Source organism: Streptomyces viridiviolaceus, from assembly GCF_014650995.1.
Lineage (GTDB): Bacteria > Actinomycetota > Actinomycetes > Streptomycetales > Streptomycetaceae > Streptomyces > Streptomyces viridiviolaceus.
This window is the reverse complement of record NZ_BMWA01000047.1, coordinates 1-19118: the sequence shown is the minus strand read 5'-3', so window position 1 is coordinate 19118 and position 19118 is coordinate 1. Positions and strand designations below refer to the sequence as shown.

The following is a 19118-nucleotide window of genomic DNA, read 5'->3' as shown; positions in this document are numbered from 1 at the left end:
CGGATCGGCTACACCGCGCCGGTCGGTACGACCGACGATGCCCGGTACCAAAGCAGCCGCCCCGCTACCGCCGAGCACGGCCCGCAAGAGGCCGCGGTCTTGCGGCGTCACCGAGGAGGGTGCCTGGCGCCGCCTAGTCGCGGGGCGTGTAGGTCACGGTCTGCCGCAGGGCCGCTACGGTTCGCTAAACCGATCGGTGAGCCTTCACGGCTCCGCCGGTTGGCCCTCAGGACCATATCCAGGCCGGGCCCACTGCGGCCGACGCGCGTCACCTGCGCTCGAGGTGGTGGCCGATCTCCCCGGCGACCTCGTGGTGGGACAGGTATTCCACGACGCTGTGGGCCCGGTCGCGGGCGTTGATGACGGCGACATCGGTCAGCGCATCCGCCCAGTCGCCAGCCAGCGGGCATCCGATGGCCACCGCGTCGGAGGGGGACCACGCATTCAGCCAGTCCGCCACCGCGTCGGGCCGCTTCGGCCCGCCGCTGAGCAGCCTCTTGTACACGCTGTCCAGCCCGAGCGGGCTGCCCACCGTGGTGAGGTGGATCGGAGCCACGGCGGGCGACAACCGTGTGGCCAGGTCCATACCGACCACCGTGCCGAGGCTGTGGCTGACGAGCACGACCTCCCCCTCCTCGGGGATCGTCTCCAGCACACAGTCCAGGACCGTGTCCCGCAGGCGCCGGTCGTCGAGATACGCGGCCACGTCACGGAAGACCAGGGCGATGGTCCACGCGTCGAGGTCACTCCTCGCGGCCAGCCAGCTCAGCTGTCGCTGAAGGCCTCCGACGATGTCGCCCAGCCCGATCCGCTCGACCTCCGGCTGCCTATCCTGCGGAAGGTCCCACCGCACGGCGGCCTCGCCGATCACCTCCTCGTACACCGCCCGGGCCGTGGGCGAGGCGGGAGCGACCCCCTCGGCCGGGGGGAGACCCGGGGCCTCGATGACACGTGGTACGGCCTCGTGGGCGGAGAGCGACTGCGCCAGCCGGTCGCCGTAGTAGGGGAACCAGGCGTCGGCCGGGTCGACCGTCGGGAGCCCGGCGCGGACCAGTCCCTGGTTGAGACCGGCCGCCCATTCGCGGCGCAGCATCTCCGGGTCCTTGCCCTCCTGGGACCGCCCATGCAGGAAAACGAGGTGGCGCCGACCGCCGAACGCGCCCTGTCGCGCACGCAGGCCCGTACGCGCGTCGGCCGTCGTAACCGCCGGTCCTGGCACGGCGACGGGGGGCGCCGCAGCGGAAGCGGCGGACTCCCTTAGGCCCAGCCCCGACTCGGTGCCCATCTCGGACAGCGGTCCTGACCGGACGCCGGGCGGCAGCTGAGCGAGGTAGCGCAGGATCGAGCTGATGCGTACGCCCTCGTTGGATACCCAGTCGATCGCGTCGTCGCCGTCGCCGGGCTGCCAAACCTGCCCGTCCTTGCGCAGGAGGCGGCCCTGGTCGTCGGTCCTCGGCACCCCGCTGTGGTGGAGCGCGACGACCTCCCACTGATCGTTGAAGACCGGGGAGCCAGAATTCCCGGGCTCGGTGTCCGTCCTGTAGTGGAGGAAGTCGTCGAGCCGTACCTGGAGCATGTTGTCTCGGACGGCGATCTCCTTTAGACGGCCCATCGGGTGCCCGATCACGTTGACCGGCTCCCCGATGATCAACTTGCCCGGTTGGGCGCTGAGCCGGTTCCAGCCGAACGTCTCCCCCGGCGGCCGCGCGTCGGGGCCGGGTGCGACCAGTACCAGGGCGAAGTCCAGGCGTTCGTCGGACACGAAGAACGCGTCCGGATCCAGCTCCAGCCGCGTCGGCGGCTGCGGTGCGTTGTCGACGGTGACCTGGGCGTCGAACTCGACGAAGCACTGCCGGGTCGTCTCGGCGTCGCTGAGCACGTGATGATTCGTCATCATCAGGCGCGGCGACACCAGGAAGCCGGTGCCGAGCGGCAGTTCGCGGCCGTTCTCGCGCACCGATATCCGTGCGACGGTACGCGCTGCCCGGGCACCACGCGGCAGGAAGCTCCAGGCCTGCAGTTCCTTGGACACCCCGAGGATGCGCTCATAGGCGTCGGACGCGCTCAGCGGCTGTGCGCGCACGACCTCCACGGCCATGGCGGCGGGCACCGCGTGCCGGTCCAGGAGGCGCGTGGCCCGCGCGGCGAGCGCCTGGCGCGAGTCCGGGAAAGGAACGCCGGCATCCTGCTGCCGTTCCACGGCCAGGCGCTCGTCGCTCGTCGCGCGGTACCGCTGGGCGGCCGCGGTGACCTGGCGTACGCGCGCCTGCCCCATCCTCTCCGTCGTTCCCATCTCAGGTCTCCTCACGTGCAGCGCTGTGCCACGGTACGAAGGCGTTGGTCAGCCCGGAAAGGGACGTACGAAGCGCGGGGTAGTGGCGCAGCAGGACGGTGACCATGCTGTTGTCGTCGATCCAGGCCATGCCGGCCTTCGAATAGACCTCGGGGGTGTAGTACGCCGTGAAGAAGCGGTCACTGTTCAGTCGGCGCGAAGCCATCAGGATGAAGATGCGGAACGCCGTGTCGCTGAAGGCGAATCCGGTCGGCAGCTTCTCCGCGTACAGCCCGACCATCAGGTCGACCTTCTCGATATCGCCGTCGTAGAGTTGCTCGATCTGCTCGGCCCACGCCGGATCGTGCGCCAGCTCCGTGAAGCTCTTCGCGGGCTTGAGGCGGAGCAGTCGCCGGAACTCGTTGTAGCGGGGCACCCCCAGCTCCCGGGAGCGCAGGATGTCGGTGGCGGCGAGGTCCTGCAGATGTCCATCCGGGCGTTCGAACTCCTGCAGGAACCTGGGGAAGTTGTGCAGGGTGACCAGTCCAGGGGGCAGCGTGCCGAAGCTGTAGAGCAGGTCGGCCCTCTGCGTGGTCTCCAGGAACTTCAACGCTTCCGGGCCCGAGATGTCACGCAGGGTGCAGTGGCGCAGGGTCGTGTCGTCGGCGACGGAGCGCAGGTGCCAGTCGTCGCGGACGAGCGGGTGCATGCGGTAGACCGCCACGAACTCCTCCGTGAGCGCGTACGGGACGCCGTAGTGGTCCGTCTCACCGCCGGGGATTCCGCTGATGACCTCGCTGTCGCTGACGCGGCCGAAGAGCTTGTGGACCCGTTCGCCCGCGAGGCCCCACCAGTTGGCGCGCAGCGCCTTGACAGTGGTGGGATGGCTGATCACGGCCGGTGTCCACTCCACGGTGTGGACCTTCGCGAGAAGCGCTGCGTTAACGAGCCGGGCACGCTGGAACAGTTCCTCGTCGCCCCAGGACGGATAGGCGACGTGCAGGTGGTCGCAGATAGCGTTGTGCTCCCGGGTGAACAGATCCTGCATCATGGCGAGGCCCAGCCAGAAGCCGGGAACGCGCGTGGGGTCCTGGGAGGGATCGGCCGGGACGGGAGGCCGCTCGTCGTCCCACAGGCGCAGCTTGCCCAGTTCGCCGGTGCGCAACTGGTGCTGCTCGGCCTCGTTCCTGCCGTAGATCTGGGACGCGTCCCACCAGTGCGAGGACACATTGACTCGGGTGTCCGGCGTGTCGGCGGGCGCCTGCGGGTCGCGGGTCGGGTCGACCGGGGCTCGCATGATCTTCATGGGGCGTTCCGGCCACGGGTCGTCCTCCATCAGGGGAACCTCCCAGGGCCGGTCCGTCGGGCTCGTACCATGGCTGAACCAGTCTCGGACCATGAACTGGAGCCAGGCGGCGACCAGGGAGTTGACGGATTCAGCGGGGACCAGCTCGTCGCGGGAGAGCAGCGTGCGGCTGACCTCACGCGGATTGGGCCGTGACAGTACGTCCTCGGGCGCGGCGGGGGCGATGGTCTCCAGCGGGATATTCCGGCCGAAGCGGGTCCCCGCCATGCCCATGCGGGGCTCGCCGAGGTCGTTGTGGCTGCCGTCGGTGGTCCGGTTAACCTGGTGGCTCGCGGAGGAGGGTGCCGGCTCGGGCTGGTTGATCGCGGGCAGATGGCTGGTGCCATACAGGTTTTTCTGCCGGAGCCTGACGCGCAGACCGAGGAGCGTCAGCAGGCCCGCCACTACGGGCAGTCTGTCCCAGCCGATTCGGCGGTCGATGTACTGGGCGGCACCGGTGATGACCCGCCAGGGGAGTGACGTGCGGTATCCGGCCGGGGAACGCCGTGCGGCGTGTCGGTGCTTGCTCATGGAGATGCTCCTCGAGTGGCTCCTGGTCGTATCGCATAGCAGCTCGGTCAGGTGCGGGCTGCGTCGGAGAGGATCACGTCGCTGGCCTTCTCGCTGATCATGTAGATGGGGGCGGCGACGAAGAAGCCGGGAATGCGCGGGAAGACTGAGGCGTCGACTATCCGCAGGCGGTGCACCCTGCATACCCGGAAGGCGCTGTCGACCACCGCTGAGGGATCATCGGGGCGTCCCATCCGGCAGCTACAGGACGCATGATGGCCCCAAGCCTCGTCCTGGACGAAACTTCGGACGGCGTCGCGGTCGTCGACGTCCTCGCCAGGCCACAACTCCGGGCAAACCGCAGAGCCGGCCCTGCGGTTCATCGTGCGCACGAACTCGACGGCGTCGGCCATCGCCTCGAGATCCAGACCGTCCTTGTCCGTTCCCTCCGTGAAGTAATGGAAGTTGACCAGTGGCGTGTCCCGTGGGTCGGCCGAGCGCAGCCGGACGCGGCCTCCCCTGTTGTGGGTGCGACTTTTAAGGATGGCCCAGGTGAAGCGGTCCTTGTGGTGTGTCAGGTCGAGGGGGTAGCCGGGGCGGTATCCCCGGAAGTCGAAGGGGCCACCGAAGATGAACAGGTCGGGGGTGTCCAGGGCCGGGCGTGACTTGCGGGTGACGCCGAGGACGGCGCCGTTGGTGGTGTAGAGGCCCTCGCCCTGCTGCCAGGCCCAGTAGCAGCGGTCCGGTTCAACTCCGGGCTTCGGAGCGTGGAAGTCGCAGTCCTTGATGCCCGGGAAGCCGCGGTCCATGCGGCTGACCACGCCGATTTCGTACCGGTCCTGGAGATGCGCACCCACCCCGTGCAGGCCGACCCGCACGGGGATGCCGTGCCGCCGCAGTTCCTCAGGTGGTCCGATGCCGGAGAGCATCAGCAGCTGGGGTGTGTTGAAGACGCCGGCGGCCAGGATCATCTCGCGGGAGGCGAGGACCAGGCGCGGCACCAGTGGCCCGGTGCCGGGCCGGCTGCCGGGATCGGCCCGGTAGGCGTGCGCCTCGTCCAGGTAGTCGACGCCGGTGGCCGTGTGGTCCTCGTCCAGCACGATCCGGGCGGTCAGCGCGTGGTTACGGACCACCAGGCGATCCGGATGAGCGCGCTGCACCGCCTGGACACGTTCTCGTACGGCGCTGCGACGGCCGGCCGCGGTGGAGACGGGGATCTGCCACAGCCCTTGCAGCGCGTGCGTCTGCAACCGCCAGTCGTTGGGGTCGACGAGGGAGCCGAACCCCTCGAGGGGGGACAGCGGCCGGCCGCGGAAGTCGGCCAGCGTGTCCTGCGCGGCGGAGAGGATGACCTTGAGCAACTGTGAGTGCTGAACGGCGAGTTCGTGGTCGGCGAGGGCGGTGGGCAGCCAACCGTCGAATCCGTGCCGGGCGTCATTGCGGTACCGGGCCGCCACGACGGGCAGGACCCGGAGCAACGCGGCCAGCAGCGGGTTGACGGGCGGCGCCTTGGGCCTTGGCCGGTAGGTACAGCGTTCCAGCCGTTCGAAGTACCGGCGCATGACCGCGCTGTGCCAGGTCGCGTCGCCGGTCTCCTCGGCTATGGCGTCCCAGTCGCGGTTGTACGGGTAGACGGTGATCAGCGCGTGGTGCGCGGTGCACCCGCCGACCGTCCCGGCGCGCGGGTAGAGGATGCCCTTGTCCCCTACGAGCTTGCTGTCGCGTCGGTGCCGCTGCTCGTCGGCGTAGTGCCGTACGAAGTAGTTCCAGCACTGGATGGGGTCCTCGGAGGCATCGGCGTGGAACGCGGGCACCAGGTAGTTGTCGTTCTCGTCGCAGCCGCCGACGTCGAGGAGCAGGGTGCGCATCCCCGCAAGGGCGAGGTTGGCGGCCAGCGGTCCGCCACCCGCGCCGGCGCCGTCCACGATGTAGTCGAAGCCCGTCTCGGCCAGGGGAGCAGCACTGGACTGCGCGTTCATGGGTTGGCGAGCGAGGCACTGGCACTGTTGGCCAAGGCGGTATTGACGGCCGAGATGAGCGTGGTCAGGACCGCGGTGCGCGGCGGGACGTGCCTGTGAAGACCGAGCGTGGCCGCCGTCGCGGTGTCACTGCCGTGGATCAGTATGCCCTCGCGCAGGTCCGCCCGTAGGCGATCGTCGCTGTGGCTCAGCAGATCGAGACCGAGCAGGACCGTACGGATGCGGAAGAGCCGGAAGGCGTACACGGCAAACGGACTCGGCGGCTCACGTGCGGGGTCGAACCGGCGGATGAGCAGCTCGGGTGCCAGCAGACCGGCGGCTCCGTTGAAGAGTCTGATGCCGATCAGGACGCATACCGAGCCAGGGCGGGTGGCTGGTGGAACCGTGGCCATGAAGTCTCCTGTGGTGATTCTCGCGGTGATCTGATCGACAGCCGCACTGCGAACGACACGGGAGAGGGGCGCGCTCCAACTCCACGGTATGGGACCAACTGCTCACCCGCATCTGGAGGGCGGGCTGGCGGACAGCGCGGTCCGCACGGAGCAATTCCGCATGCGCGGTTCTGTTCCCAGGCCGAGGCTGGCTTCATGAGCATCCGTCCATGGGTTGTTGTCGAGGCACCGGACGGTCGTGGTCTGCGCCGGGTCACCGTGGGCGGTGAGAACGCGGGCAGCGCCTGGTCGCTGCGTGAGCTCCGAAGAATGCTCGACCGCCTCGGCTACCCGGACGTGGATGTGGAGGATGCGGCATCCGTGTGCTGGCGCGGAGGGGACAGCGGTACCTGGCCCGACCGGGCCTGGAGAAGGTACGCGACCATCGTCCTGATGACGGTGGGACTGCTCGCCTCCGCGGTCCTCAACGGAGTGATCGGATGGCCGGACGCGTCCGGCGCTCTGACTTTTGCGCAACGGATAACCGGGGCTCTGTTGGTCCTGTCCGGTCTGGCGCAGGTCGCGGCAGCGATCTCGGTCCTCGACTACTGGGGAAGGCGGCAGTCAAGAATATCCGGGGCGATCGTCCTGCTCGGTGTGCTCATATCGCTGGCCATTGACAGCCTTCTGCTTCTGATGTGGCTCGAAGAGAGAGAATACACCCGCTACATGCTGGCTTTCATGCCTCTCTGGTGCTGGTCCGTGTGGGCAATCTTCGTGCTGGTACGGGAGAAATCCTGGAGGGGAGTTCCGCAACCCAAGAGATTCGCGGCTGGAGTGTTCGCATCAGCACTGCTGACTGCTCTCAGCCTGGCGTACTCAACCATGTACCAACCCACAGTGGCCCCCATGCGTTTCTCTCTGAAGGCAGAATTCGGAAAGGCGCGGGAAGACCGTGGGCAACCCTTCCTCCAGGTCCCACTGAAACTCTCTGTAAAGAACACCGGAGAGGTTTCCGTGTACGTCATCATCGATGACTTCACAGTCTACGGCAGAACTGCCAAATATTCCGAGCAGGGGACCTCGGTGGAGAAAGAGTGGAAGAAGGGCCTTGATGAGGACCGGGAGGATGAGGCTGAACGCCACATCGATCAGATCGCATTTTCTTCCATAAGTAGCGGGAGGTTCTATAGACCCGGCACAGTACTGGAAAGCGGGCAGGAGGACACTCGGGAGCACGTGTTTCAGATCCCCATGAATGTCAAGTACGACCTGCTGCACGTCGACCTGCAGATCGTATATATGAGGAAGGATCGGGGGCGCATCGACGTGAAGAAGTTCAGAAAACCGCACCCATCGTGGAAAAAAAAGGAAGGACGGTCCTACTGTCGTAGGAACTGCCCGGAAGAACTCGTATACTTCGGCGCGGTGCGTCACAACAACAACCTGGTGAACGTGACGCGTAAACCGCGTCACGTACTGGCGACCTGGTCTCCAAAAGTGGCCCCGGTGTACTCCATTTCCTCGTACGACTTCAGAGGCAAGGGGGTCGATTTTGCGGAAGAGTCGAGAGAAGTGGACAGATTCGGCATTTCGACGATTGAGAGTTCTTCGGAGGTGTCCGTGGCGGAACTACTGAGGTCTACATCTTCTCTTCGGCCTTCTTGACCCAGGTTCCTGATCTGATCCCCAGGTCCTGATCGAGCTGCCAAGCCGCCCGCAGGCAATAAAGCGCCGGACTTCCTGTGATCCCGAAGAGTTCGCTTGCCGGTACTGCATCGGCGAGTTTGGGGATGAGTCGGTTGATTTCCAGCGGGGCGTCGGCGAACTCGTTGTTACGCAACTGAGTGAGGACGTCGAGGAAGTCGTTTCCTTTCTCTTCGGACTTCCAGAAGTCCTTGACACCTTCCGTGTTCCATTCCTCGGGAAGCAGACTCTTCAGATTCCCGGTGAGTGTTCCATCCGGGACGGAATCGAAGAGGGAATTGGTGCAGACTTCGGCCGCCTTGCCGAGTTGTACGTCCGGCAGACCCTGAGCCGAGGCGACTTCCTCCAGCTGCTTTTCCATCCGATCGATCTGCTCTTCCAACTCTTTCCGTGCTTCGTCTCGTTCCTCGTCCGACAGCCTGGGATCGCCTGCCTCTTCCAGCGACGAACTGGCCTCGTGTGTGGTCTGCGCGAGTTCCTTCCGCCCGTCGTCTGTCGTCTGCGCGAGTTCCCTCCGCCCCTCGTCGGGTGCGTTCGGGTCGCTGATCGTGGCCATCGCGGTCCCGAACGGCCTCGCGTTCTCAAGGACCATCGCATCATGGGCGTTTGCCGCACGGGTCACGGCGGAGCCCACGTTCTTCACGGTTCCGGCCAGCTGTTCCCGCAGCTCCTGCGGCGTCTCGCGGTCGCCGATCACGCCGAGGGCGGATGCAGATCGCTCCGCGATCCAGATGACCGTGCGCCGCTCCTCGGGCTGTAGCCCAGGGGTGTTCGCTGCCTCCAGCGTGGAGGTTACCTGGTGCACAAGCCCCGCCAACTGTGCCCGCAGCGCACGAGGTGTCTCGGGATCGCCGACCACCTCCAGTGCGGAGCTCACGTCCTGTGCGATCCTGATGACCCCGTCACGCTCTTGCGTCGATGTCTGCGGGTCCTGCACTGCCCGTAGGCTGGTGGTCAGTTGCTCCACGCTCGGGACCAGCTCCTCGGGCACTTCTTCCCTCTCCTGCTGCAGGTCTTCCGTGACCTCATTGCTCTCTTCCTCCTGCCGCATCAGGGCCTGGGACGCCGATGTACCGCTTGCGCTGGGACTGGGCGGCTCCTCGGTGCCCGACGTATCGCCGTTCGTCGGCGTATCGGTCGGATCCGCGGTCCCGCCCGTTGTGGATGGGGGAGGTGGTGTCGGCGACGGCGGCTCAGGGGGAGGCGGCGTCGGAGAGGGAGTCTCGGGGGGAGGTGGTGTCGGCGACGGCGGCTCAGGGGCAGGTGGTGTCGGCGACGGCGGCTCAGGGGCAGGTGGTGTCGGCGACGGCGGCTCAGGGGGAGGCGGCGTCGGCTGAACGGGCAAGTCCGCCCTGGCCTCGCCACCGACCTGAGGCGCCGACATCGCAGTCACCGGACCCGCGGGCAACGCGAGCGCTGCGGCCAGGGCGGATGCGCTGGTCAAGTGGAAGAGGTGTCGTCGAGTAGCTCTGGCCATCATGGATCCAGATGGGCTCTGCGTCGCATTGTATTGCTTTGTTCTTTGCGACAGCATTCCTTGAGGCGGTCCCTCGGTTTCGTATGAGGCAAGGTCCGCCACAACAACCACTCTTCACCCGTTCGGCGCTTCCCGCAAACGGCAACGCGCCTGACGGTGGTGACGGTGGTGTTCCTTTCGGAAGGCGGCCGGTGACTCGGCCGCGAGCGCCGCCCTTCAGCCGCGCTGCTGCTGACACACCGCCACGCATCTGCGGGGCGCCGGGCAGCCGCGCTGCCGAGGATCCGCGTGAGCTACTGGGGCGAGGAGTAGGGTGGAGGGAGCCGGATGATCCGCTCGCGGTCGACCGACTCCACGCCGTCGACGGCCTCCAGTAGCAGAATCCGGTTCTCGGCGATGGTTTCGGACAGCGAGCCGAGTATGGGCTGCTCGCTGACGACCGCCAAGCCGACTTGGCGCGCGGCGTCGACCGTCTGCGCGTACCGGCCGGGGTCGACGACCACGATGACCCCGACCGGTACGGAGCCCGGTTCCTGGTTCACGGGGCCTGGAGCAGACCTGCGCCGACGTCCCGGGTCGGCTGCGGCATCGGATGGGCCATGGACTGCAGTTGGGCGCTGAGTTCGGCTGCGGAGGCCTCGGGACGCGCTTCGGCGAGCAGTGCGAGGACACCGGCAACGTGTGGCGTGGCCATGCTGGTGCCGTCCATCGTCGCGTACGTTCCGTCCGGAGCGGCCGAGAAGACCTCGACGCCGGGCGCCGCGATGTTCACCTCACCGCCCGAGCCGTTGATGCCTCCGCAGGAGAACCACGCGGTCGCCAGGTCCTTGCCGAGCGCGGCCACGGACAGGATGGACGGGCAGTTGGCGGGCCGCTCGACGGGCGCGACGAATCCGGGCCGGCGGCTGCTGTTCCCCGCCGCAGCGATGATCACCGTGCCGCCTTGCAGCGCGCGCAGGGCCACGGTCTCTTAGGTCTGGGGGAATAGCTCGCCCGGATCGACCAGAGAGCCGAGGGACATGGACATCACCCGAGCGCCCCCGCGACACCGCCCACGCGATGCCCGCCAAGATCTGTCCGTCGGGGCCCCTTCCGCGGTTGTTGAGCACCTTGCCCGCGAGCACCCGGGCCCCACCGGCCACTACATAGCGGACGGCATGCTCGGGGTCGGCCGGTCCCGCCACGGTGCCGACACAGTGCGTGCCGTGCCCGTGGCCGTACTCCGCGCTCTGTCCGGGGACGAAGGAGGCCGGCTCCTCGATGCAGCCGACCAGGTCCGGGTGGTCGGTGTCCACGCCGGTGTCCAGGACGGCGACCTTCACGCTGCGGCCGGTCAGCAGGGACCAGTTGGCCCGGGTAGCCTGAAGGCCCCAGGTTATCTGGTGCTCGTCCCAGGCCGGACTCAGCGTGGCGGCGACCTGGGCCCTGGTGTGCTGGTCGACCTCACTCTCGTGGCTGCCGTAGGTCGGATAGAAACCGGTTAGTGTGCGCTATGCCTCGGTGATCACCGAGGCATACGCCACACGCTCCGGCTCCGCCGCGATGATGTTCGCCTCCGCCTCCGCCGTGGTCACCAGCGCGTGGCGCTGGTCAGGCTGCGCGGGAACGATGGCGACGCCGAGATCGTCGAAGAGTACCGACAGGGGCGCTGGAGGAGTTCTGCCGCGTAGGCAGCCTCAGCTCCTGACGCGCTCGACCGACGAGATTCCTGACCACCCCGCCCCGGTTCGTAGGGCGGGGCGGCCGGCGAGGCGGAGCTGACGGCCGATCTGGAGACGTGCGGGGTGCGCGAATTCAACCGTCGGGCGTGGTGTGTGAAGGCGCAATTGTGAGGCCGCTCCGCACCGGCAAAGGCAATGTGGCGTCGAACCCGGAACGTGCAATTATGGACATATGAGACGTTTCTCGCCATGACGCCGCGATGGATGAAACGGTTGCCGGGCCAGCGGCGTACAGCCCCGGCCGGTCCTGGACGAATGCGCCCGTCCGGCGTGGGCGGACCGCGTGCGGGGCCAGCCGCCCTCGCGGCGAGGAACAGACCCCCACGTCACGGAGTACATCGATGACCAGCGAACTTCGGCACCAGTGCATAACCCCTCCGTATCTGCTCGAAAGACTGCTGAAGAGCGATGACGGCGAGGTCCGCCAGGCCGCGCTGAACACCCTGCTCACCACGGCCCACCTGCGGGGCGAGCGAGCGGTCCGAGCAGCCTTCCCCGGTGTCGCCACTCCCGGTAACGCGCGCAGGACGATCTACGACTGCCGGAACACCACGTCATTGCCCTTCGCGGTTCTGGCGCGGTCCGAGGACAGACCGGAATCGGCCGACGTCTCCGTCAACCGGGCATTCGACAAGCTCGGCCAGACCCGGGACTTCTTCCAGCGGGTGTTCGCCCGGAACTCGATCGACGGTCACGGGATGCGCCTGGACGGATACGTCCACTACGGCTACGAGTTCGCCAACGCTTTCTGGAACGGACGCCAGATGGTGTTCGGTGACGGCGACGGTCGCATCTTCTCCGACCTCACGGGCTCGATCTCCGTGGTCGCCCATGAACTGGGGCACGGGGTGACCGAGCACACCGCGGGGCTCGAGTACCACAACCAGTCCGGAGCCCTGAACGAGTCCATGTCGGATGTGTTCGGGGCGATGGTCGAGCAGTGGACGCTGGGTCAGACTGCCGAGCTGGCGGACTGGCTGATTGGCCGTGAGGTCTTCACCCCTCAGGTCGAGGCTGACGCGCTGCGGTCGATGAAGGCTCCCGGCCATGCGTGGAACACTAAGAAGTTCGGCAAGGACCCCCAGCCGGACCACATGTCCAACTACCTCAACATGCCGGACACTTACGAGGGGGACTGGGGTGGGGTGCACTACAACTCGGGCATCCCGAACAAGGCGTTCTACCTGACGGCGGCGACCATCGGCGGGTACTCGTGGGAGGCTCCCGGACTCATCTGGTACGAGGCCCTCAAGGCGTCCAACAGCGAGACCCGCTTCCAGGAGTTCGCGGACACCACGTACCAGAAGGCCGGAGAGCTGTACGAGACCGGCGGCGCCGAACAGATGGCCGTGCTGGGGGCGTGGCAGGAGGTCGGTATCTCGATCACCGGGGTCTCGGCCGGGCTGGCGAGGGCGCGCAGTCGCACAGCCGGCCAGAAGGGGGACCCCCTCGCGACGGTCAGGTCGCTGACGGCCCAGGTACAGGAGCTGAGCCGGGACGTGGCCGCGCTCAAGGGACGCCTGACGGCCAGCCGTTGACGTGGCGGCACCCGGCGGCCGACGCCGGGTGCCTCTGCGGGAACAGTGGAAGCGGTCGACGGCTGAGAGGTGTCATGAGGGTTACTTTGGCGACGCACGGCGGGCTGGCTGCGCCGGTCCGCGCCGGCCTCTCGCCGGACGTGGTGGACACCGACGCGCTGCCCGAGAGTGCCACGGCCGAGTTGTGCCGGCTGGTGGACGCGGCCGTCCTAGCGGCTTCGGCGGCCGCGGAAGACCGGGAGGCCCACAGGAGCGCACCGGATGCCATGAGCTACTCGGTCACGGTCGAGGAGGGCGGCCACTCGTCCGTCCTTGTACAGTCGGACAGGGACATGTCCCCGGAGTTCGCGGCGTTGCTGCGGTGGCTCAAGGAGCATGCCGTGCGGGAGTGAGACGCGGGAGGAGAGAGGTATCGAGGCACGCGCCGCCGTCCCCCGCGGACGGTGGCGTGCACAACAAGTCCCACAAGCAGGTCCGGGCCCGTGTCGAGCACGTCTTCGCCCACATGAAGACGTGGAAGATCCTTCGCGACTGCCGACTGAACGGCGACGGCGTCCACCATGCGGTGCTCGGTATCGCCCACCTGCACAACCTTGCACTCACCGAATGACGGCAACCGTGCTCATCTCACGAACCGGTCTGCGCCGTCAGGCCGACGGCGTGTGGCGAGGCCATGGCCTGCCCGTGCGGTCGGCTGCAGCGGCTCGCAGCAGCTCCAGCAGATGGCAGCCCGGGTACGTGCCGAACACCAGGAACTTCCACCGGTAGTAGTAGGACCGGTAGCTCACCACCCGGCGCTCGGTCCGCGCGAAGAACCCCGGATTCCGCGCGATGAAGTCTCCGTATGCCAGCCGCTGGGCAGATCGCTTGGAGAGCAGATCGGAAAGGACGCGCTGGATGGACTCCAGGATCTCCAAGACGTACTTGCCGGCCAACTGCACCACGAACGGCACCGCCCACGGCTCGTCGGAACTGGCGATCTGCTCCAGGTGACGCTGGCGGACCAGCCCGTCGCTGTGCGGTGAGTACAGGCAATGCAGGATCCCCTGCTGCGCCTCCGTCAGCGCACGCGCCACTTCGACGGGCAGCTCATCCTGATAGATCCGATACGGAATGGCGACGACTTCGTCGCCCACGTACACCGAGAACGGTGACACGGGTGCGATCTGGGCCTCCGGCATGACCGCCAGGACCACGCGAACGTCACTGGCAAGCTGGTTCGGGAACGCAGCAACCAGGGCATCGTCGGCCACCGCTACCGATCCAGGCTGCTGCATGAGCCCGGTGATCCACGCGTCTCTCCAGCGCCTTGTGCGCGGTGTCCCGCCGGCCGAAGCCCGCAGCGAGCCGCGCACAGGTATGGCCACCACACGGACAGGCCAGGACCAGCAGGTCCTGGCCGGCCACAGGGCGGAGGGGAAGAGGCTCACTGGCTCTGCACGGCCCAGGGCGGCTCGATCCGCCGCTCGTCCGACACGCCGTGCGCCTCGGGGTGCCGGAAGCTGCCGCGTGCGGCCTCGTCCTTGGAGCTCTCCACGAGGAGGGGGTTGGCGCGTGCGTAGGGGTCGTGGCGGACTCCGGTCACCTGCCAGCAGACGCGTGTGCCAGGCTCGCCACCGGCGATGGTGAACCGGTTGTCCTCCAGCTCGTCGGCCACGTGCAGGTTCGGGGCAGCTCGGCCGACGGCGGTGAGTTGGTAGCGGAATCGCTCATTGAGAGCCTGGAACCAGTCCGGCAGGGAGATCTCAACTTTCCCGGCCCCGTCCAGGACGACCTCCCCGTCGTAGACGTTCTTCATCTCGTCGCTCTCGACGGCAGCATGGCTGAGGTACTTGCCCTCAGGGTCCAGAGGGTGGTCGATGATGAACTCGAGGGCGGTCTTGGTCAGTTTTCCGTCCACCATGACGTCGCCGCGGAACCAGGCGGCCTTGAAACCGCCGCTCGCGACCACCCCGTAGGTGGTTGCGCTGGTCGCGTTGACCGCTACTCCTGCCTTGGAGAACGCGTTGACGGCGTGGCTGTTGTTCCCGCCGCCTTCCGTGCTGTTGTTCACCTCCAGCTGCCCGGCGAAGGGGACCCAGTCGGGATCGAACGTCCCGATGGTCACTTTGTTGCGCAGCACTGCGATGCCGTCGACATCCAGTTCAGGGTCGGACATGGTTCCATCCTGGTGGGCACGAAACGGGGCGTGACTCAGGCATCGTCCCAGCCGTCCCACAGCCATCGCCCGGCGACGCGCCACCGAACCTCGACAGGTGGTCGCCGGGAAGGTGTGGCCAGTGGCAGGCCCCCGGTTCTGGAACGGCAGCGTCACCCGCTGCGGCGTGCCGGGGGATGTGGCGGTAGGAGGATGGACGTGTAGGCGATGGCTGGAGTCCGTGATGGCGTTCGGGCACGCTCAGGAGCGACGCCGGGAGCGGGGGGCAGGGTCGGGTGCGCGCGTTGGGCGCGTGTTGTCCGGGCGGGGCGGCGTGTCGCTGAAGCCCGGTGTCCGGGCGGTGATGGAGGCCCGTCTCGGCGCGGACTTCTCCAGGGTGCGGATCCACACGGGCAGGCGGCGCAGGAGGCCGCCCGGTCGTTGGACGCCACGGCGTACACCGTGGGGAGCGACGTGGTCTTCGCGCGCGGGGCCTTCGATCCGCGGTCGGCGAAAGGCCTGGAGACGCTCGCTCATGAGCTGGCCCATGTCGCACAGGGCGATGGCGTGACGGCGCGCGGGCGGTCTGCCGTCCCCGGCCCGCTGTCGGTGAGCGATCCCGCGGACACGTCGGACCGGCAGGCGAGCCACGCCGCACGCGCGGTGGTGTCCGGGGGCTCCTACCAGGTCGCACGGAGCCGCCCCAGGGCGGCGACACACCGCGACCCCTCCGGGCGTCCTTGCGCGGATGACGCACCCGTGCTGCATGTCCGACGACAGCAGGCACCCGCTCAGCCGGGACCGGCACCCGGCCGCGTCCGACGCGGGATCCGGTACAGCTCTCCGACGCCGAACTGGACACCGAGTACCGGCAGTGGGTGTCTGCTGAGCTTGTGCCTGGTCACCTGTGGGAACGGCACAGCAGTGTCCCACACGAACTCGATCTTCTTCTCTAGGATCGAAGAGCCTCATTTGGAGAGGAGACTGGCGGAGAAATCCGGCACGGGTTTACCGACCCACCGGATACCGTGCTCTCCGTCCGTCACAATCACCTGAATCAACAAGGCGCACCATCCGAACCTCACCTTAATTTTCTGCGGTCGTCGGGCCCGTGATCGAGGACCTGGTGGCTGTGGTCATCGGACAGGGCCCTTGCCGGGGTCTGCTGGTGGCCGCGGCCTCGCCCAGCGCAACCGCTTCTCAGGACTGACTCGCGTTGGGAGGGCCCCTTGTATGCTCGGCTGCATGGAGGTCGCTTCGCTTGGGTTCCGGACGGATGTGATGCTGCTGGAGATGGGTGGGTCAGTAGTCACAGACCACGGATCACATCTGGTCGTGCGAACCCCGGCGAACCCCGGTTTTCACTGGGGGAACTTTCTCCTCTTCAGTGCTTCACCTCAGCCGGGTGACGCGGTCCGATGGTCGGCGCTCTTCGAGGCAGAGTTCCCGGAGGCGAAGTATCGGGCCTTCGGTGTGGACGGCGTCGCTGGCCTGGTGGGGCAGACGTCGGAGCATGAGGTGCTTGGAGTGACCGCAGAAGTCAACACGGTGTTGACGGCGGACTGGCTCGTGCCATCGGTTGCGACCCCTCAAGCCGAGATTCGTGCGCTGACTGGTGACGTCGATTGGTGCCAGGTGCTCGAACTGGACTTTGCCTGCTACGGGCTGCCGTCGGATGACGACAGTCGGCGCTTCGCCGAGCGCCGGGTCGCGGGCTACCGCGGTTTGTGCGAGGCCGGCCACGGGTTCTGGATCGGGGCCTTTGTCGAGGGCCACCTGCGTTCCGGCGCCGGCTTGTTCGCCGTCGGCTCGGGGCTGGCGCGGTTCCAGAACGTCGAGACCCATCCTGACTTCCGTCGCCGAGGTCTTGCTTCCGCGGTCCTTCACCATGCCACCCAGCGAGCGCTGCTCGACCTGGGCGTTCGCACGCTCGTTATCGTCGCAGCCCCCGACGACCCCGCCATTCGCCTTTATCGGGGGCTCGGCTTCGTGGACAGGGAGCGACAGGTCCATCTCCATAAGGTGGGCTGACCTGTCGTCCCCGCTTCGCCGCCGCGCACAGGAGCTGACGGTCAGCGGCCTCCGCGGGCTCATCCGGTCGGGAAGAGGATGTCCTGGGTGTCCCGGAAGCGGTAGGACTCGGTGCCGGTTGGTTAAGGGTGCAGCGGAAGGTCGTAAGCAGTTCCGCCTGTGAGGAGGGGCGTTCCGGCCTGAGGCGAGGCCCTGCCGCGGCCGTGACACACTCGGCGACCGGCGCACTGGCGAGGTCGTCTACCCGACCCAGTGGTGCCGTAGGCCCCTACGACTCCCGCATCTTTCGGATGGACGCACATGGCGGCGCAGAGGCTTTGGCACGTTTCCTGGTGCACGTCGACGGCTTCCCGGAGGTCTGGCCGGGCTCCTGGCCCGCCCTCTCACGACCCGCATGCAGCCGAGCCATGCCTGATGCGTGCTACGCCATCGCCGCTGACTCGTCGCCGCGGTCCCCATCGCCCTGCCCTTCGCCGCCCTCACACCTCCGCGCAACAGTGCGACCATCCCCTACCTCAGCGCCCGCATGCCCGCCGGGTCCACACCGATGCCGGAGGCATGCCGTGGTCGGTCCCGGTACGGCGGCGTCACGGCAGGGCAACGCCGCGGTGATGGCCAGCTGCCCAGGATGTCCCGGAAAGCGCAGTGTCGAGAAGGAGGAACCCATGAACGGCAAGATCGCACGGAGTGCGGCCGTGACAGTTGCACTGGTCGGAGGGACGGTCGCGATGTCCGTCGCGCCGGCTTCCGCCGCCCCGACCCAGACCTGTCAGGTGGCAGGGGGCACTCTGACAGGCGCCAACTTTCCCCCTAATCAGACGTTCACGCTTTCCCCCATGGGGACGACTGTGACCACTACTGCCGACGGTCGTCTCGGGCCGACAGCCGTGCCGGGCTCGGGCTCCGTCGCCGTAGGCCCTGTGGCCTGCGCGGGCGCAACACAAGCGACAGCGGCCGGAGGCAACGCAGCAGCCGCCGCGGTGGCTGCCGGAACGAATGCCGCCCAGGCCGCAGCCGCCAGAGGCGCCAGCGCGGAGCAGGCAAGGGCGGCAGGCGTAGCGGCGGCCCAGGCCCAGGCGCGGGCGGCGGGCCTGCCACCGACGCAGATCACCCAGATCTCGAACCAAACGGTGAACAATATCAACAACATCATCGGTTCGACCGTCATCGGCTCGAACATCACCGCTGGCGGCCCGACCAGCCAGGAAAGCGGTCAGGGGGCCGGCACGGGGACCGGGACCGGGACCGGTACGGGCGCTGACACGGGGACCGGGACCGGGACCGGCACGGGGACGGGGACCGGTACGGGCGCTGACACGGGGACCGGGACCGGGACCGGGACCGGGACTGGCACGGGGACGGGGACCGGTACGGGCGCTGACACGGGGACCGGGACCGGGACCGGGACCGGGACCGACACAGGGACCGGGACCGGCACGGGGACTGGCACGGGGGCGGGGACCGGTACGGGCGCTGACACGGGGACTGGCACGGGGACCGGCACCGGGACCGGGACCGGCACGGGGACCGGGACCGGCACGGGGACGGGGACCGGCACGGGCGCTGGCATGGTGCCGCCCCAGTGAGTTCCCCGCGCGTCCGCGTCTCCGTCAGTGGCAAGCCATGAGCCGATACCGCCGGAGACCCGCCTGGGGCTTCGCGCCCCGGGCGGACCTGGTAGTTATACAGCGACGAACGAGCCTGCATCACCCCCGTCGGCAGCGAGGATGTCCCACATGCGGATGCCGCTCGGACGTGGAGGCGTGCAACCGCTGACTTCAGCGTGCGCCCGGCACCGGCCCGGCGGGCCTGGCCGTATGACCTGCGAGAGATCGATCGTCAAAGCGGAGGTACGAGACGCGTCGGATCAGGATCGTTTACACGTTCGATTCTATGATTCCCTGATCACACGGCCGTCCCTGGGGGTGGGTGTCCCTGTGACGTTGGCTGGCTATTCGTAGCGGTAGCTGGGCCTTGCGCTCCAGGGCTGGCGAGCCCGAGCACCTGCTGCGGGGGCCCGCGATCAGGAT

Annotated in this window: 13 protein-coding genes and 3 pseudogenes; 6 read left to right on the top strand and 10 right to left on the bottom strand. The window is 67.8% G+C overall.

Annotated features, from left to right (window positions below):
* Nucleotides 1-268: 268 nt before the first annotated feature.
* The 4 genes from IE260_RS39045 to IE260_RS39030 are packed head-to-tail and all read right to left on the bottom strand — an operon-like array spanning nt 269 to nt 6498.
* Complete coding sequence (locus IE260_RS39045) at nt 269-2293, bottom strand: trypsin-like serine peptidase (protein WP_189880687.1); 2025 nt, start codon at nt 2291-2293, stop codon at nt 269-271.
* A gap of 1 nt (nt 2294) precedes the next feature.
* Nucleotides 2295-4148, bottom strand: coding sequence for a peroxidase family protein (locus IE260_RS39040; RefSeq protein WP_189880686.1), 1854 nt, complete (start codon nt 4146-4148; stop codon nt 2295-2297).
* A gap of 47 nt (nt 4149-4195) precedes the next feature.
* Entirely contained in the window at nt 4196-6106 is a 1911-nt protein-coding gene (locus tag IE260_RS39035) for a GMC family oxidoreductase (protein WP_189880685.1), read from the bottom strand.
* On the bottom strand, nt 6103-6498 hold the full coding sequence (locus IE260_RS39030) for a hypothetical protein (protein ID WP_189880684.1): 396 nt from the start codon (nt 6496-6498) through the stop codon (nt 6103-6105). The genes IE260_RS39035 and IE260_RS39030 overlap by 4 nt, the downstream gene beginning before the upstream one ends.
* Before the next feature lie 195 nt (nt 6499-6693).
* Here IE260_RS39030 and IE260_RS39025 point away from each other — a divergent pair, with 195 nt between their 5' ends.
* Nucleotides 6694-8145, top strand: coding sequence for a Yip1 family protein (locus tag IE260_RS39025; RefSeq protein ID WP_189880683.1), 1452 nt, complete (start codon nt 6694-6696; stop codon nt 8143-8145).
* On the opposite strand, the gene IE260_RS39020 is transcribed toward IE260_RS39025, so the two are convergent.
* From IE260_RS39020 to IE260_RS42725, 4 genes and pseudogenes are all read right to left on the bottom strand, one after another.
* A complete protein-coding gene (locus IE260_RS39020) occupies nt 8120-9235 on the bottom strand; it encodes a hypothetical protein (protein WP_189880682.1) in 1116 nt (371 codons plus the stop codon). The two genes, IE260_RS39025 and IE260_RS39020, sit on opposite strands and share 26 nt — an antisense overlap.
* Before the next feature lie 719 nt (nt 9236-9954).
* A complete protein-coding gene (locus tag IE260_RS39015; protein WP_189880681.1) occupies nt 9955-10203 on the bottom strand; it encodes a hypothetical protein in 249 nt (82 codons plus the stop codon).
* Nucleotides 10200-10595 (bottom strand): S8 family serine peptidase, encoded by a 396-nt coding sequence (locus IE260_RS42730; RefSeq protein ID WP_268255028.1) that lies wholly within the window; start codon nt 10593-10595, stop codon nt 10200-10202. The genes IE260_RS39015 and IE260_RS42730 overlap by 4 nt, the downstream gene beginning before the upstream one ends.
* Nucleotides 10596-10758: 163 nt before the next feature.
* Nucleotides 10759-10956 (bottom strand): annotated as a pseudogene (locus IE260_RS42725) (protease); the annotation flags it as partial.
* A gap of 767 nt (nt 10957-11723) precedes the next feature.
* Here IE260_RS42725 and IE260_RS39005 point away from each other — a divergent pair.
* From IE260_RS39005 to IE260_RS38995, 3 genes and pseudogenes are all read left to right on the top strand, one after another.
* Nucleotides 11724-12920: a M4 family metallopeptidase gene (locus IE260_RS39005; protein WP_189880680.1), complete on the top strand. Its 1197-nt coding sequence runs from the start codon at nt 11724-11726 to the stop codon at nt 12918-12920.
* A 74-nt stretch (nt 12921-12994) separates the two neighbouring features.
* Entirely contained in the window at nt 12995-13312 is a 318-nt protein-coding gene (locus tag IE260_RS39000) for a protealysin inhibitor emfourin (RefSeq protein WP_189880679.1), read from the top strand.
* 59 nt (nt 13313-13371) lie between these two features.
* Nucleotides 13372-13530 (top strand): annotated as a pseudogene (locus tag IE260_RS38995) (transposase); the annotation flags it as partial.
* Nucleotides 13531-13567: 37 nt separating this feature from the next.
* On the opposite strand, the gene IE260_RS38990 reads toward IE260_RS38995, so the two are convergent.
* Together IE260_RS38990 and IE260_RS38985 are read right to left on the bottom strand one after the other, a co-directional pair.
* A complete protein-coding gene (locus IE260_RS38990) occupies nt 13568-14173 on the bottom strand; it encodes a hypothetical protein (RefSeq protein ID WP_308434743.1) in 606 nt (201 codons plus the stop codon).
* 173 nt (nt 14174-14346) lie between these two features.
* Nucleotides 14347-15078: a hypothetical protein gene (locus tag IE260_RS38985; RefSeq protein ID WP_189880677.1), complete on the bottom strand. Its 732-nt coding sequence runs from the start codon at nt 15076-15078 to the stop codon at nt 14347-14349.
* Between the two features lie 223 nt (nt 15079-15301).
* Here IE260_RS38985 and IE260_RS43300 point away from each other — a divergent pair.
* Together IE260_RS43300 and IE260_RS38975 are read left to right on the top strand one after the other, a co-directional pair.
* Nucleotides 15302-16113, top strand: a pseudogene (locus tag IE260_RS43300) (eCIS core domain-containing protein).
* A gap of 189 nt (nt 16114-16302) precedes the next feature.
* Nucleotides 16303-17088, top strand: a complete 786-nt coding sequence (locus tag IE260_RS38975) for a GNAT family N-acetyltransferase (RefSeq protein WP_189880676.1) — start codon at nt 16303-16305, stop codon at nt 17086-17088.
* The last annotated feature ends 2030 nt before the right edge of the window (nt 17089-19118 follow it).

Excerpts from the sequence above, each read along its gene's own strand:
- IE260_RS39045 (WP_189880687.1), bottom strand. The coding sequence starts at position 2,293 with ATGGGAACGACGGAGAGGATGGGGCAGGCGCGCGTACGCCAGGTCACC.
- IE260_RS39040 (WP_189880686.1), bottom strand. The coding sequence starts at position 4,148 with ATGAGCAAGCACCGACACGCCGCACGGCGTTCCCCGGCCGGATACCGC.
- IE260_RS39035 (WP_189880685.1), bottom strand. The coding sequence starts at position 6,106 with ATGAACGCGCAGTCCAGTGCTGCTCCCCTGGCCGAGACGGGCTTCGAC.
- IE260_RS39030 (WP_189880684.1), bottom strand. The coding sequence starts at position 6,498 with ATGGCCACGGTTCCACCAGCCACCCGCCCTGGCTCGGTATGCGTCCTG.
- IE260_RS39025 (WP_189880683.1), top strand. The coding sequence starts at position 6,694 with ATGAGCATCCGTCCATGGGTTGTTGTCGAGGCACCGGACGGTCGTGGT.
- IE260_RS39020 (WP_189880682.1), bottom strand. The coding sequence starts at position 9,235 with ATGCGGCAGGAGGAAGAGAGCAATGAGGTCACGGAAGACCTGCAGCAG.
- IE260_RS39005 (WP_189880680.1), top strand. The coding sequence starts at position 11,724 with ATGACCAGCGAACTTCGGCACCAGTGCATAACCCCTCCGTATCTGCTC.
- IE260_RS39000 (WP_189880679.1), top strand. The coding sequence starts at position 12,995 with ATGAGGGTTACTTTGGCGACGCACGGCGGGCTGGCTGCGCCGGTCCGC.
- IE260_RS38985 (WP_189880677.1), bottom strand. The coding sequence starts at position 15,078 with ATGTCCGACCCTGAACTGGATGTCGACGGCATCGCAGTGCTGCGCAAC.
- IE260_RS38975 (WP_189880676.1), top strand. The coding sequence starts at position 16,303 with ATGGAGGTCGCTTCGCTTGGGTTCCGGACGGATGTGATGCTGCTGGAG.